Below are 15,184 nucleotides of genomic sequence, written 5' to 3'. Positions count from 1 at the left end.
GTAAAATTTTTGTTGTAACAGCCAACTTTATTTTAAAGTGAGCTAAGTAATTGATTTAATGTTTTTTAATCCTTTTCAGAAATCCACGGCATCTCTTTTGCACCGAGGTCTTTGCTTAATTTTCGGCTTAGCACGAATAAAAAGTCAGACAGCCTGTTTAAAAAAACGGGAACCGGATCAGGAACATCGCTTTCATCCTTTAAATGAAGTACAATTCGTTCTGCTCTTCTACAAACTGTTCTTGCCACGTGCGCCGCAGCTACAGAAGGATGTCCGCCCGGAAGTACAAAGTTTCGCATCGGCGGAAGATCTTCTTCCATTTTATCAATTTGAGTCTCAAGAAAAGTAACCGACTCATCTTTGAGAGTAGGAATTTTAATCTTGTGTTTACCGGGCTCTGAAGCCAGTTGAGAACCAGAAGTAAAAAGCATAGACTGGATAGAAATAAGAACTTCCTGGGTATCGGCATCTATTTCGCCAGAGCGAAGAACGCCAATATGAGCGTTAAGTTCATCTACCGTTCCATACGCTTCAATACGCAGATTGTATTTTGCAACTCTTGAACCACCAAGCAAGCTTGTCTTTCCCTTGTCGCCTGTTTTCGTGTAAATTTTCATGATTTAATTTAATTCTAAAGGCTTAACCAATAAAGTACGAACTTGTTTTGAAAAAAACAACACTTATTTTGCCTTCCGGAAAATGGCGATAGCTCAGGATATATCAGCCTCTGATACCGACTTTACTCTTCGTTTTCATCGTCTTCATCGCTGAGTGTTTTCCGGTTTTCGAGAATTTTAAACTCTGTGCGGCGGTTTTCCGCGCGTCCTTCGGGATTGTCAGAACCATCGGAGTTGGTGTTGGGCGCAATTGGATTTGACTCACCATAGCCTTTGGCCTGAAGTCTGTCTGATGCGATACCCCGTTCGGTTAGATATTTTATAACATTTTCGGCTCGGCGCTGAGATAAATCAGTATTGTATTTGAGTTCACCGCGGTTATCTGTATGCGAACTTATTTCGACAACTATTCCGGGGTTTTCACGCAAGATATTGAGAATTCCTTTGTCAATTTCATAACGCGATTCAGAAGTGAGTTCGGCTGAATCAAATTCATAATTTATATTGCCCATTACAATGCTGCGTCCGCTAATTTCACTCAAGCCAATATTTTGATGTATTGTTTCAGACTCGGAGATTCCCCGTGTATCTACATCGATATTATTCGAAAAGAAACCTTCTTTTGAAAGCACCACCTTGTATTGCTTTTCAGACTCAAAGTTGACTTTAAAAGTACCATCACCACTGGTTTTAAAACGCTCCATGAGTACTTCCTGATCCTCTTCAATTAGGTAAAGATCAACCTGTACATCGTCGAGAAAATTTGTATTAAATGCTTTTGATGAAAGTTTGTCGCCTTCGCCTTTTGCATAGTCTTCTTCGTCTACCCGCATTACGAATCCTTCCATATCAATATGAACTACGTCGTCTATTTTGAATTCGTATATGTCATCGCAGCAGGTCTCGTTCATCATTTGATAACCCCCGGCGCGGTTGGAAACCAAAAAACCACTTTCGCGATCGTCGTTGAGTACAAAATAAAAATCATCAACAGTAGAATTGATGGGATAGCCCATATTTATAGGTTTTCCAAACCTGCTTAGCTCACCGCGCGATGAGTAGATATCAATACCTCCCATGCCTGAATAACTAGATGAACTGAAATAGAGTTTTTTCTCTTTTTGGTTAAAAAACGGGGTTATTTCGTCTCCCTCGCCATTTATGCGTCTTCCCAGATTTCTAGGTCTGCTCCATGCGTTTTTACGCGTATCGAAGTAGGTATAGAAAATATCCATCCCACCTTTTCCATCTGGGCTATTGCTGGAAAAATAAAGCACATCACGCTCTTTTCTTTGATCGTACGCCATAGCTGGCTGAGTTACGATAAGTCCTTCTCCGTTAATCTCTTCAGGCAATAGTTGGGCAGATTGCCAGTCGCCATTTTCTTTTTTGACAGACCATAGTTTGCACGTCATCTCGCGCTTCCAATTTTCCTGGCAACGGGTGCAAATGAATAAATCTCCATCTCTATTGAAGCTGCCGTTTACTACTTGATAGTCTGTATTATTAAACGGCACATCCCAATGTTGCGCAGGGCTCCAACCCTGTTCATCGCGGTTAGATATATAGAGATGGCGGCGAGTTGTAGTACTATCAACCGAGAAATACTTAATTTCATTCTCGCGCAACGATCCAAAAACGAACTCTGAATCGCTTATTGGAATAGGAGCAAAATCTTGATGCGGGCCATTAATCTCCGGTCCCAAATTGGTTATTTTCACCGGAAGGCTGTCAGCAATAAGCGCAAGAGCCGTATCGCAGCTGGCAATTTCGGTGCGCAAAATTCGCTTCCAATTATTGTGGTAACCCATTTTGCGAATATTGTCCTCAAAGGATTTGTATTCTACCCGTGCTTTTTCAATATCGCCGGTCATTTTTACCATTCGAATATGGTCGTAGAGGGCTTGTGGATTTTTTTCATCAAGCCCATAAGCCTTCATATAGGTTTCAGCAGCATTTTTATAATCGCGGTTTTTCTCGTAAAGCGAGCCAAGTTTGTACTGCACCTCAGCAGTATTTTGCTTTTTGGCAGCATAAGCCGAATAATAATTTAAGGCAGTATAATAATCGCCATAGCGCTCGGCATTTATAGAAATTTTCTTGAGCTTTCCGGCACTCAAGCCTGCAGTATCTCTTAATTGGCCAAAGCTCTGAAGAGATAGCAAACAGATAAATAGACAAAAGAAAATGTTTTTAATACCGATCACAAGGAATAGTAATGTGTTTAATTGCTGTACTGGGACTAATGTAAATTAGCGAGAATTCAATAGCTCCGCGGTTGTTTGTAGCCTGATTTAGATTTGAATAATTAACATCGTAGGCTAGAGCAGCCCTAAAATCGCTAATTACCACGCCGAGACTTAAAATATAAGCGTCTGCATTTCTGTTGAACCCATTTCGCAGATCCATGCCGAGAGAAATTTCTTTCACGCCGTTTGGAGAATCCGAAACATAGAGACCCACATCGCCGCCAAAAACTAATTCCTGTGCCTTTTGGAGAGTAGAAACCAGCACCATAGTCCTTATGAAAACATCTGATTTAAAATCGTGATTCCACTTTACATAGCTATTAAAGCGCTGTGCCAATTGGTCTTTATTATCAAAAAACGATACATTTGGCGCATTGAGATGCTGAACGGAAAAACCTGCTTTGATCGATCCCGATTTTAATTTTCTTTCGGCGGCAAGCCCGGCATTCAGATCAAAATAATTTGTTTGATTACTTAAATTTGATTCCGATAAAGGAAGCGAAGGATCATAGATCCCAATATTATCGTTGTATTGTTCTGGAAAGCTGGTACCATTCAGATTGTAGCTCTTGATGACAAACCCGGGTTGAATCCCTGCGCTGAAAGTCCAAAGCGGAGTATTGTGGGCATAAGCCATACTTAGATATACCCGATTGTTTATGAGGTCGATAGCACCACTTTGATCGTTTACGACTACCAAACCTGCACTGAATTGGCCTGGCAGCGCATATATCTGCTGATCATAAGCTGCTGCGATAGTTTGAAAGGGCTGTCCAATACTTTTCCACTGCTGGCGGTAGTTACCTGTAACACGCCAATCGCCGTCAAACAGACCTGTTTCTCCGGCATTTAGCGTAAGCGGAGAATAATCTGCTAGCGAAAAATGGAGGTCTTGACTTTTTGCCAAAAAGGCACACAGTACAAATGCAAAACTAAAAATATAACGCATTACCACAAGTAGTTTCGTATTTGTAAATACTGCTCCACCATACGGTTGTACTGCTGTTTTGTAAATTCACATCCACAACCTGAATACGACATGAAATTTTTTGATGGTGGCACATAAAAATTTCCCATTGCATCAGCAGCCGGCATTCCGATATAGTTACAATTAGTTCCGCTAAAATCGGCGGGATTATTCGTTGGGCTTGCTTCGGTATCGCAAATTAGATCTCCGGCAGAAGTGCAATTTGAACCATCTGCAAGTTCAGCCCCCGTAGAAGTTTCAAAGGTATGTAATAACCCAAGAAAATGACCCATTTCGTGAATTAAAACGGGAAACTCGGGATCTTGCATACTGCTCTTCTTAACGTGAACAATATCCTTGCCACCCGGTGGGTATGCGTATCCCGCAACATCGCCCTGAGAGATGGTATTAACAGTTGCTGAAATAAAAACGTTTATAACGTTCGGCTCATAATACATTGCCTCCATGTCTTCGCCGTCTGTTAATTGTACAAACTCGTTAAACTGATGGTTATCCAAATTTCGTCTTTCACAAAATTCGAAAGAAATACCGGTTGGTGCCCAGATTTCATTCAATCGGTTTATCGATTGTTCTAGATTTGCATCGGTAACACCAGTACCGCCAACACTGTCTCTTATCACTTGAAAAAGAACAGATATTTTTCTGTTAACACGATTAATTTGCTCACAGCCAAAATAACCTGGCATAGCTCTCTTTTGGGATTCGAGATAATCATGAGGAATAACGGTACCACAGCGAAAATCGGTTTGAGCAAATGTATGCGTAGAACACAAAAAAAGGATGCTCAAAAATGTGGCAATCAATAAAACTTGTCTCACTAATTTCATTTTAATCGCCTAAAGGACGAGATTTTTTTTTAGTTTAGCAACTCTTAACAAGAGCGATGAAATATATTTTTTTCCTGATTGCGACTACCGTCCTAACATTAAGCACTATAGCTTTAAATGCCCAGATTAACGCAAGTGAAACCGAAGGCTGCGCGCCTTTGGCAAGTGTAATTTTTAACAGCAGTTTTGTAAATCCCACCAATATATTATGGAATTTTGATGACGGAGCTACTTCAAACTTACCGAGTCCGACCCACAGTTTTGCCAATCCCGGAGTTTATAACGTTACCTACACGGCTACCAGCGGAGGCTCCTCGGTGAGTGCTAACCTCACAATTACAGTTTATGCTAATCCGGTGGTAGATTTTAACTTATTGCCGGCTGATGGTATTTGCCTTGGTGAATCGATTCAATTCACAGATGCCTCAACAGGAGGAAGTGGATCGGCCATCACAAATGTGCAGTGGGATTACGGTGATGGATCTGGCGGCACGGGTCCAAGCGTAAATCATACTTACGCCAATCCCGGAACTTATACGGTAACACTTATTGTAACAGATGGAAATGGATGCACGGCCTCTGTTAACGAAAGTAATGCAGTAGCCGTTTCTCAACCGCCGACAATTAATATTACAACCAATCCAAATCCGGTAGTGGCTTGTGAGGCTCCGCTAAATGTTTCTTTTACCAATGCTACAACTTCAAATAGCCCCACCGGATCTGCACTGACCCATAGTTGGGATTTTGGCAACGGCGAAACATCTGACCAGCAAATACCCGGCTCAATAACCTATACATCCGAAGGTACTTATACCATTGTATATACGGCGACAGATAATGTGGGATGTACGGCCACCTTATCAATTCCGGTATCGGTGCAGCAACCCACTGCCGAGATTAATGTTTTGGGCCTTACAAATGGGGTTTCATGCGGCGATGTGCAATTTGAAATAGACGGTACACAAGGTGGGTTGTTTAATTATGGTGATGGCACTTCAGGCTATTCGCTTTTCCACACGTATAATTCTGAAGGAATTTTTACCGTTACATATTCAATTAATGTATCAGGTTGTTCTGCTCAGGCATCCACCACAGTGGAAACTGAAATTCCTACCGCCCAGATTGTTTCAAATCCGGGGTACGCCTGTTTTAAACCGGCCGACTTCACCTATTCCGTTTCTTCAGATTACATTATTGACGAATACTCATGGAATTTTTATGGTGGGGAAACCTCAACAGAGGCTAATCCTACACATCCGCTTGATTACATCGGCCCGGGTGAATATGATAGGAATGGGTTGGAGATTTTTGGAACTTTAGTCACCTTCACTACAATAAATGGTTGCACAGGCACTGCACAAATTATTGATTCAATTGCCTTGCCGAATGCCCTCTTCTATCCAACAAAAACACAGGGCTGCGCGCCTCTTCAAACCGTATTTAACGATGAAAGCTCTTATTATATACCGGGAAACATCGCAGAATGGGAATGGCATTTTGGAGACGGACAAATTTTAAACGAAACAGAAACGACCAATCCCGGGCATTCGTACAATAACTCCGGAGAGTATGAAGCATATCTGATTATTACCACCACCGAAGGTTGTATTGACACATCTTTCACACATATTATTGAAGTGGGCGAACCCGTTTCTCCTACTTTTACAATTGAGCCTACCACCGTTTGCCAAGGTGAGCCGGTGCAGGTTACCAATACTTCCGTAAATTCCGATTTAATAGATGCATACTCATATTCCGGTGACGGCTTTACCCTTGATAACTGTACCGATGAGGCTGAACCCGAACTTATTTTTGACGACGTAACAGGCGTCCAAACTGTAACCCAACACGTTGAGTACAACGGCTGTATTGATAGTTACACTCAAAATATTACAGTGCTTGGCCCTATTGGCAAATTAAATTACGAATGTAATTGCGATACACCATTAGATTACACTTTTACTGCTACCACTTCCGAAGCCGATTATTGGACCTGGGATTTTGGCGATGGTACTGTAATAGAAAATTCGACAGATGACTTTGCGAATCACACTTATCTTCAAAGTAGCGATTACATTGTAAAACTCACAAGTTACTCAGATGCAACCGGATGTGAACCCTACATTGATTCCACAATAGTAAAAGTGAGACAAGTCTCTGCTAACATAAATTTTCAGAGTTTGGCGTGCACGGGTGAATCTGTACCTATGAGTGCTACTAACTCAGTAGATGTGAGCAATACTGAATGCAATCGCAGTTACTTATGGTACTTTAACGATGGTTCGCGTCCTATTAAAACCTCATTACCAACCACAAACCACGTATTCCCTCAGGGAGGCGACTTTACGACACAACTTTTTGTTGAAGATGTAAATGGTTGTGTCGATTCCACTTCGGCATTAATTAGGGTATTTGATATTACTGCCGCTTACGAGGCCGACATGCTCTTTGGTTGTCCGCCCTTAGAAGTGAATTTTTCTGATTTGACCCAAGCAGATACGACCATTGTGTCGTGGAATTGGAATTTTGACGATGGCAATACCAGCTCAGATCAAAACCCGACAAATATTTTTGAAGATATTGATTACGATATCAACAACAATCCGCTACCTTTCACAGTAAGTCTTGTGGTAACAGATGCTTTGGGATGCACCTCAAATATCCAAAATCTGGTAATTACACCTTTGGGTCCCAATCCGGATTTTCAAGTTATTGGACAATCCAACATCTGCGTAGGCGATGTGGTGAATTTTCAGCCAACCGCATCTGATATAAATTCACATACTTATGATTGGGAATACGGCAATGACTCAACATCAATAGGTGCTGGTGGTAGCAGTATTTTTACCGATGCCGGCAGCTACGACATTACGCTAACTGTAACCGACCTGTTTGGTTGTGCACGAACCCTTACCCAATCGCTTGTTGATGTACAGGCCTATCCCGTGGCTATAATCGATCCGAGCTATGAGGATGATGAGGTGCTATGCTACCCGGTAATCGCCTCTTTTACAGACGCATCCATTGCAGATGTTTTTGACTCGCGTTCATGGAATCTCAATATGGGCGGTGGTACGCTTAGCGCGCAAACCGTTCAAACCACTTTTCAAGCTCCCGGATTTTACAATATCGATCTGGAAGTAGAAACCACTTACGGCTGTATCAGCGATACCACTCTTGTGGTACAAGTGCAAGGGCCGGTTGCCGAAATCGTCTTAAACCCTATGGCAATTTGTCCCGGAGGAAGCATTGAATTAAATCTCACCGACACGGCCGATTTGGCAACTTGGCAATTTGATTTTGGTGACGGTAATGAAGCAACAAATGAATGGCCGGCTTTTCATGAGTATGAGGTAAGTTTTATTCCCACCACAGGCCAAACGCTTATTACTCTTGTTATGTATAGCCCAGATAGTGTATGCTCTTCTGCACGTACTACCCAATTGATTATTGAAGAAGTAATTGCCGGTTTTGACCGGAATAATGAAACTTCAGTCACCGATTCTATTCACTGTTTTGGTATTCCAGATTTATTTACAAATACATCTACGCCCAACGCCACTTCGTTTTTGTGGACATACAGCAACGGTCAGACCTATACTTCGGCAGAACCGCCAAATCAAAATTTACCACCCGGAGAATACACCATTAATCTTCAAGTGGAGAGCCTGCTGGGATGCCGCGACACAGTTGAGAAATATATGCTCATTTACCCACTTCCTATAGCCGACGTGAATAGTGGCGAGATATGTCGCGGCGAGGATATATTGCTTACCGCTACAGGAGGAATAATCTACAATTGGCAACCGGCAGGAACTATTGATGACCCTACTTCAGCTGTGGTGTTTGCAAGTCCCGAAACTTCTACATTGTACACTGTTCTTGTAACTGATACCAATGATTGTACTTCAGCGGCACAATCAGATGTTGTGGTGTATCAACCGGCACCGAGTATAGAGAAAGACACCATTTTGCGCATTGGCGACTCCGCATTTGCCGGATTTAATCTGGGCGCGGGCTACACCTATGAATGGACTCCAAATATCGAATTGGAATGCAGTACCTGCCCCGGCACTATTTTCACCCCGCTCGAAGATAGAATCTATACCCTTACAATTACTGATACATTGGGGTGTTTCTCTACCGATTCCTATTTCTATTTCGAAATATTGGAAGTGGCGACGGCTGGTTTGCCAGATGCGTTTACACCTAATGGCGATGGCATTAACGACAAAGTTTTTGTAAAAGGATGGGGAATAGAGTCCTTACAGTCGTTTAGCATTTACAACAGGTGGGGAGAGCAGATATTTCAAACCAATAGTATAGATGAGGGTTGGGACGGTACTTACAAAGGCGAACTACAAAGTCCTGATTCTTATGCTTATATCGTAGTGGTTAAAAATTATATTTATGGAGAACCCACGATCCTGAAAGGCTTCGTTGATTTGGTTCGGTAAGAAATGCAATAAGGATAGATTTACGAGTCGGTCGTTGCCACCGATTCTACCGGATTATCGCTTTCTACCACCCCATCTCTCAACCTCACTATCCGCTTCGCCCTTAGCGCAATATCCTCTTCGTGCGTTACCAGAATAATCGTATTTCCCAGGTGGTGAATATCGTCAAGAAGCGCCATAATTTCATAAGAAGTTTTGGAATCCAGGTTTCCGGTGGGCTCATCGGCCAGTATGATAGAGGGCTTGTTTACCAATGCACGAGCAACGGCCACACGCTGACGCTGCCCTCCTGAAAGTTCATTTGGTTTGTGATCCATTCTATCTCCCAGCCCTACCTGCGTCAGTACCTCGCGAGCACGCTCCAGTCGTTCTGTTTTTCCAACGCCTTTGTAGATGAGTGGAAGAGCCACATTCTCGAGAGCTGAATAGCGCGGCAAAAGGTTAAACGTTTGAAATACGAATCCAATTTCACGGTTTCGCACTTCGGCGAGCTCATCGTCTTCTTTTTTGCTTACATCCTGACCATTCAAAAAGTAGGTTCCGCGGGTTGGTGTGTCCAGGCAGCCCAGGATATTCATCAGGGTTGACTTTCCGCTTCCCGAAGGCCCCATTAGCGCCACGTATTCGTTTTTTTGAATATCCAGATCTATGCTCCGCAAGGCTTGAACTTCCTGGTTTCCAATTTGATAAATCTTGGCTAAATCGCGTACTTTAATTAATGAATCGCTCATGAGTAGTAAATTGTATAATGTTCAGGGGTCATTTCCTTTCTGAAAAAAACCAGCCCCATATCAAAAAGATCAATGGTAACGCGCACTTCAGGCTTTGCTTTCACCAATTCCCAGGCTTCTTCCATACCGTCGCTCCAGTGAATATCACCGATGATTAGAACTGAATCGTTATGCATTTTTTCTTTTATAGCATCAAAATAAGCCAGAGTAGCATCTCTACGGTGATTTCCATCAATATACGCCATATCTAATTTCTCAAACTGGCCGAGAGCTAAATCTAAGGTATCTTCAAAAGATCCAACCATAATTTCGGCTTTGAGGTTGAGTTTTTCCAGATTTTTAACAGCAAGATCCGCTAGTTCGGGTGCTCCTTCAATTGAGACAAGTTTTGGTTTCGCTTTCGCGGAAGCGAGCACAGAAGTGGTAACGCCCAGATTTGTGCCCAGTTCAAGAATTGATTTATAGTTCATGAAATCAACCAGACGTTGCAGCATTGCCGATTTGTGCAGTGGTGTGGTGCTCACTTTGAGAATCTTGCTCACCTTTATTTGGCGATTATTGTTAACGCGTGAACCAGCGCCCAAATCATCAACCTCAATTCCTGTATAATCTTTTCGAAGTTCTTTGCGCAAGCATTTAATCGCCACTTTGTTTTCCCAATGTTTCTTTCGGAATACGTTTTCAATAAGGTCATACACAAACGGCGAGTGCACACCGTGGCGGTTAATGGCTCGGCGACGGTATGCTATGTATCGTTTGGCAATAGACATGTGGCGAAAATAAGTTCTTATTCTCACATATTTGCACCCTTTTCCTAATTCGGCAAATAAGCCTTACTAGCGGTAGCTGACGGGAATTGAACGGAAAACTCTAAAGCTATGATTCTATAAATCAACCTAAAAATCCTCTTGAGCCAAAAAATTTTCAAAAATTTTCCTGATAGGGTTTGCAACTTTGAAATTTCGGCTATATTTGCAGTCCCAAAACAAGGAATTTGGGCGATTAGCTCAGTTGGTTCAGAGCACCTGCCTTACAAGCAGGGGGTCACTGGTTCGAATCCAGTATCGCCCACAAGCAAAAACCTCATGCTTTCGCATGAGGTTTTTTTATGCCCGCATTTTTTGCCAAGCTTGCTTGAGCAAAATTTTGGGCATAAAAAAACTACATCCCGGCGTAGCAACTAATCTCTATACACATCGTACTCGAAATTGTCTTTAGGTGTTCAGACCTTATAAATCGCTGTTCATCAAAGCTTTACCGCGCCCTTGCATTCCTCTCGGCAAAAAGCCTCGTCGGATGCAGGAAGGGCGCCAACGCTCATTTCACCCACGAGACCATTTTTATCATTTAAATCAACCTATCTACGAAGTCCTCGTGTCATGAAATTCAAGGTTTCAAATGGAACCATAGACCGTGCGGAGGCAGCTCCCCTTTAGGGGCTGGGGTGTGTGCAGGCATTGATTCACAGACAATTAAATTGATTTATAAGTCAAAGGATTCAAAGGCAGAAAAAAGATGTGTATAGAGATTAGGGCGTAGCAAGGGATGTGGCTTTTTGCTTGGGTACAAAGGCAATGATTTACTGGATCACGAAGTAATCCAAAAATTTTGGGCATAAAAAAACTACATCCCGGCGTAGCAAGGGATGTGGGTTTTTGCTTGGGTACAAGGGCAACGATTTACTGGATCACGAAGTAATCAGAAGACTCTCTTATATAAGGCTCAAGTTAACTGTTGTCAAAATAGTATTGAGCGGAAAGCGCAGATTTTCAACTCAAAAGGCGCCAAGTCATCACAGACCTTTGAGGTCAGACTTCAAATTATTCCACAACCAATTTAGAAATAGCTCGAACACCACGCTCATCAATCAATTGCGCGATATAAATTCCCGAAGACAAAATACGCGTCCGCCAGTTTAAACTCTTCTGTCCGGCATTTACAGAAATCAATGCAACTTCCTGCCCTAAAGCATTGAAAATCCTAATTTGACCTTTGGTATCTAAAGCATCAAATTGGAAATTTGTAGAATTCACCATTGGATTTGGATAATTCCTAAAATAATTTGAACGTGAAACAGCATTTTCCACCCCGACAAAAACATTGGGTGTAAACCGCATTGCAACAGGCCGGTGATCTGAAATATTTGAATCATAGCTACTCCATCCACCCGGTAAAGCCTGCTCAATTTTTAAGCACGCCACTTCGGTATCCGCATTTTCGAGCTCATCGAAGAGTTCGTTGGTTACCAAAATATGATCTAGGTGTGAGGGCCAACTAGGGTATGACCAATTCGCGGAAGCAGAAGTAGCAATATCCATATCGGCAAAAACAAAATTTTCAGAGTCATCAAGAAAATTTTGAAAAACATTATTAGCCACATTGTCGGTGAGAATATCATTCAAGTCACCAAAAACCATCACATTATCAGCGGGAAAATTAGTATCGATATAATCTTTCAGATAAATGCTTGCTGCACGACGTCTGTTTTCTTCATCATAAGGATCACTGGTATCTAAATATCCGTCACCACAACATTTAAAATGGTTGTTGATTAAAACAAAATCGGCTCCCATAAATTCCACTTCCATGACGATTGGCGGTCTCGAAAACGCAATATCGTATTGATTTGATGTAAAAATCTGGTAGAGATCATTGACTACTAAGTCAGATTTATAGATTACACCCAGCCGCGCGTATTCGTTTTCCTGATAAAAACCTTCGTACCCTTCAAGTTGTGCTATAAAACTCTCAAACTGCGCCGGATTATCTACTTCCTGCATGGCGATATAATCAAGATCGAGCGCATAAATCATATCTGTCACATAATTAATGGTAGTCTGCCCGTTTTTGGGGAAATGCTCAATATTCCAGGTGGCTACATCAAAAGTAGAGTCTGTACCGAAATTTAGATCATCAATTGATTGAGCATTCACGAAAGTGAAAATCGAAAAAGAAAACAGCAGGAAAAAATATTTCATAGAGATGGTTTGTGTAAGAATGAATTATAAAGGCGGCAAATGTACAAAGATGAGTAATGCGAAAACAGGGGCTGGATTTGTAAAAAAAAGAGCCATCATTTAATGACGGCTCTTTCATCAGCGTTTAAAGCTGGTTACTGAACCAGAATTTTCTTCATCAATGCAGAATCTGGAGTTTTTATTTGCAATAAATAAACGCCACTTGCTGTACTTTGAGGTAAAGTAAATGATCGGGTATTTTCTCCCTTGGGAAGAAATTCTTTACCGAGCTGGGCAACCATTCTTCCATCTATAGAAAATAGTTCGAAAGTAACGTTATCAGCACCTTCAAGATTGAGGTTTACGGTAAAATCATTCACGATTGGCACAGGGAAAATAGTTATATTATTTACGGGACTCACTTTATCCAGACCAACCGTTGAGCTAATGTAATAGGTAGCAAACTCTGTAGTTTGTCCGGAAAATTCACTAGTAACAATACTCGCTAAAGGAACAATAAATCCAACCTTAATGAAGACATATGTTACTGAGGTAAATGGAATTGTAGAGATAACTTGACCATTCGAAGTCGTGTTAAGGTCGGCCTCGACATCTTGTTTCAATCGCAGTACATCAGTATATGTTCCGGTAGGTGTAATCAATGTGCCATACCCATCTACTATAGTAGAAGCCTCGCCTATTTCCTGATTGCCAATACCACCGCCAAAATCAACATTACGCTCGTAAGTGTCAGAATAGGTGGATTGAAATGATAGGGGAAATTGTAACTGTGTTTGAGGATTGGGATAAGTCATAGAGGCAGTGGGAGTGTACAATCCAACTATTTCAATTCTGTTATTTATAACAGCTGAATAACCAATGGACTCTTGCCCTTGTATTACTGATGCAAAAGTGGCACTTGGAAAATCCTCCGCGCCGGGAAGTCCTACGGGGCTAGAGATTGTTGTAGTAAACGTCTGATTAGTAGTCATTCCTGAAAGATCCCAAGTTTGGTTCGCACCACTTGTTCCAGGAGAAACATAATCACTGTTTTCCTGGGTATAAACATGACCTATTTGCGGGGTCATATCTCCGATATTGATTGTTTGGGCGCTTGATATCAATGAACATGCAACAAAGCCGAATGTGTAAAGTAAATTTCTCATCATATTTTGTTTTTTTAGGTGAATTCCAAAGTTAACAAATTTTAAAGAATTCTAAATTTCTAAGAATATAAGTGTTTTAAATAGCTGAAGAATTCATTTTTTCCCTCAATTCGCATTTTCAAAAAAAGGCATCATCCAAGTTTCATTTCACTGGTAGAAAAATATTTTATCAAACACCGATGCATACATTGTTTTGTAATCCTAAAACTGCGCTCTTTTCGTTGGTTAACCCATTAACTGAGTTTTCGGTGCTTGACAATGTAATGCTGCCAGCCCGAAAACTGGGGATAAAATCTCCAGCCGAAATTCGTAAGTTGGCCATGGATAAGCTGGAACTTTTAGGAATAGAAAATCAAGCGAACAAAAAAGCTTCAATGATATCAGGCGGACAAAAGCAAAGAGTGGCTATTGCGCGGGCTTTGATTAACGATCCGCTTATAATTATGGGCGATGAGCCTACCGGCAACCTTGACAGCAAGAACTCTGACAACGTTTTTAATATTTTTAAAGAATTGAGCCATTCCAGAAATCTATCTTTGCTCGTTGTAACTCACGACCATGATTTTGCAGCCAAAACCGACCGAATAATCACAATGGAAGACGGAAGAATTATTTCTCAATAGGCAATAGGCAATAGGCAATAGGCAATAGGCAAATTAGCATTTTCGGATATAAGTTAGCGCATATTTATAAAAATTGCTCATAATTTATCATCTATCCATTATACTCAGTACTCACAACTTTATACGCAATACTTCACACTCAACATCAAATAATCAACCTCACCCCACCCAAATCTTCTACACGATGCGGAAACTTATCGCCTGGAGAACCGATAAACATAAAATTGATCGGAATTTCCACCTATTTGACAGTTCTTTAATTTTTGATGGGCCAAATGTGCCTTTTTCTTCAACTACTTCAATTTTAATGTCGGGATAGGCACGGTCTAAATCATCAATATCGCGCAAAGCTTTGGCAGATAAGTTTTCAGCGTTTTCAATAATCCATACTATTTTGAGTTTTCGGGCGTGCTCGTTTTCACGAATATAGGTGAGTACATGATTGAGAACAGATATATCGCCGTGATCGGTAAAAAAAACATATTCATAATCGCCAATAACGAAGTATTCGCCACCGGAACTAAATCGACCCAATAGCATCAAAAACCACTCAAGTAGAACGATAGATA

Annotated in this window: 10 protein-coding genes, 1 tRNA gene and 1 pseudogene; 3 read left to right on the top strand and 9 right to left on the bottom strand. The window is 41.4% G+C overall.

The window, feature by feature from the left end:
* Positions 1 to 65: 65 nt before the first annotated feature.
* From G3O08_RS06050 to G3O08_RS21670, 4 genes are all read right to left on the bottom strand, one after another.
* Positions 66 to 617 (bottom strand): cob(I)yrinic acid a,c-diamide adenosyltransferase, encoded by a 552-nt coding sequence (locus G3O08_RS06050; RefSeq protein WP_163283889.1) that lies wholly within the window; start codon positions 615 to 617, stop codon positions 66 to 68.
* Positions 618 to 739: 122 nt separating this feature from the next.
* A complete protein-coding gene (locus G3O08_RS06045) occupies positions 740 to 2,782 on the bottom strand; it encodes an OmpA family protein (RefSeq protein WP_163283887.1) in 2,043 nt (680 codons plus the stop codon).
* A gap of 28 nt (positions 2,783 to 2,810) precedes the next feature.
* On the bottom strand, positions 2,811 to 3,815 hold the full coding sequence (locus tag G3O08_RS06040) for a PorP/SprF family type IX secretion system membrane protein (RefSeq protein ID WP_163283886.1): 1,005 nt from the start codon (positions 3,813 to 3,815) through the stop codon (positions 2,811 to 2,813).
* Positions 3,815 to 4,672, bottom strand: a complete 858-nt coding sequence (locus G3O08_RS21670) for a M43 family zinc metalloprotease (RefSeq protein ID WP_163283884.1) — start codon at positions 4,670 to 4,672, stop codon at positions 3,815 to 3,817. The genes G3O08_RS06040 and G3O08_RS21670 overlap by 1 nt, the downstream gene beginning before the upstream one ends.
* A 65-nt stretch (positions 4,673 to 4,737) precedes the next feature.
* On the opposite strand from G3O08_RS21670, the gene G3O08_RS06030 reads away from it, so the two are divergent.
* On the top strand, positions 4,738 to 9,138 hold the full coding sequence (locus G3O08_RS06030; RefSeq protein ID WP_163283882.1) for a PKD domain-containing protein: 4,401 nt from the start codon (positions 4,738 to 4,740) through the stop codon (positions 9,136 to 9,138).
* A gap of 20 nt (positions 9,139 to 9,158) precedes the next feature.
* Here the strand turns inward: G3O08_RS06030 and G3O08_RS06025 are convergent, their stop codons facing one another.
* On the bottom strand, positions 9,159 to 9,869 hold the full coding sequence (locus G3O08_RS06025; protein ID WP_163283880.1) for an ABC transporter ATP-binding protein: 711 nt from the start codon (positions 9,867 to 9,869) through the stop codon (positions 9,159 to 9,161).
* Complete coding sequence (locus tag G3O08_RS21455; protein ID WP_163283878.1) at positions 9,866 to 10,666, bottom strand: O-methyltransferase; 801 nt, start codon at positions 10,664 to 10,666, stop codon at positions 9,866 to 9,868. Before G3O08_RS21455 ends, G3O08_RS06025 begins: the two co-directional genes overlap by 4 nt.
* Positions 10,667 to 10,865: 199 nt before the next feature.
* Here G3O08_RS21455 and G3O08_RS06015 point away from each other — a divergent pair.
* Positions 10,866 to 10,940: transfer RNA gene (locus G3O08_RS06015), tRNA-Val, on the top strand.
* Between the two features lie 749 nt (positions 10,941 to 11,689).
* Here G3O08_RS06015 and G3O08_RS06010 read toward each other — a convergent pair.
* Together G3O08_RS06010 and G3O08_RS06005 are read right to left on the bottom strand one after the other, a co-directional pair.
* Complete coding sequence (locus G3O08_RS06010) at positions 11,690 to 12,847, bottom strand: endonuclease/exonuclease/phosphatase family protein (protein WP_163283876.1); 1,158 nt, start codon at positions 12,845 to 12,847, stop codon at positions 11,690 to 11,692.
* Between the two features lie 134 nt (positions 12,848 to 12,981).
* Positions 12,982 to 13,995: a T9SS type A sorting domain-containing protein gene (locus tag G3O08_RS06005; protein WP_163283874.1), complete on the bottom strand. Its 1,014-nt coding sequence runs from the start codon at positions 13,993 to 13,995 to the stop codon at positions 12,982 to 12,984.
* 230 nt (positions 13,996 to 14,225) lie between these two features.
* Here G3O08_RS06005 and G3O08_RS06000 point away from each other — a divergent pair.
* A pseudogene (locus tag G3O08_RS06000) lies at positions 14,226 to 14,615 on the top strand (ABC transporter ATP-binding protein); the annotation flags it as partial.
* Between the two features lie 177 nt (positions 14,616 to 14,792).
* On the opposite strand, the gene G3O08_RS05995 reads toward G3O08_RS06000, so the two are convergent.
* Complete coding sequence (locus G3O08_RS05995; RefSeq protein WP_204336791.1) at positions 14,793 to 15,155, bottom strand: hypothetical protein; 363 nt, start codon at positions 15,153 to 15,155, stop codon at positions 14,793 to 14,795.
* Positions 15,156 to 15,184 lie beyond the last annotated feature (29 nt).

It is taken from the genome of Cryomorpha ignava (genome assembly GCF_010686655.1).
GTDB classification, from domain to species: Bacteria; Bacteroidota; Bacteroidia; order Flavobacteriales_D; family Cryomorphaceae; genus Cryomorpha; species Cryomorpha ignava.
Note: the sequence above shows the minus strand (reverse complement) of the source record. Positions and strands in the feature narration are given on the sequence as shown.

Bases quoted from the DNA above. Each gene is read 5' to 3' on its own strand.
- G3O08_RS06040 (WP_163283886.1), bottom strand. From the start codon at position 3,815: ATGCGTTATATTTTTAGTTTTGCATTTGTACTGTGTGCCTTTTTGGCA.
- G3O08_RS06025 (WP_163283880.1), bottom strand. From the start codon at position 9,869: ATGAGCGATTCATTAATTAAAGTACGCGATTTAGCCAAGATTTATCAA.
- G3O08_RS05995 (WP_204336791.1), bottom strand. From the start codon at position 15,155: ATGCTATTGGGTCGATTTAGTTCCGGTGGCGAATACTTCGTTATTGGC.
- G3O08_RS06005 (WP_163283874.1), bottom strand. From the start codon at position 13,995: ATGATGAGAAATTTACTTTACACATTCGGCTTTGTTGCATGTTCATTG.
- G3O08_RS06030 (WP_163283882.1), top strand. From the start codon at position 4,738: ATGAAATATATTTTTTTCCTGATTGCGACTACCGTCCTAACATTAAGC.
- G3O08_RS06010 (WP_163283876.1), bottom strand. From the start codon at position 12,847: ATGAAATATTTTTTCCTGCTGTTTTCTTTTTCGATTTTCACTTTCGTG.
- G3O08_RS06050 (WP_163283889.1), bottom strand. From the start codon at position 617: ATGAAAATTTACACGAAAACAGGCGACAAGGGAAAGACAAGCTTGCTT.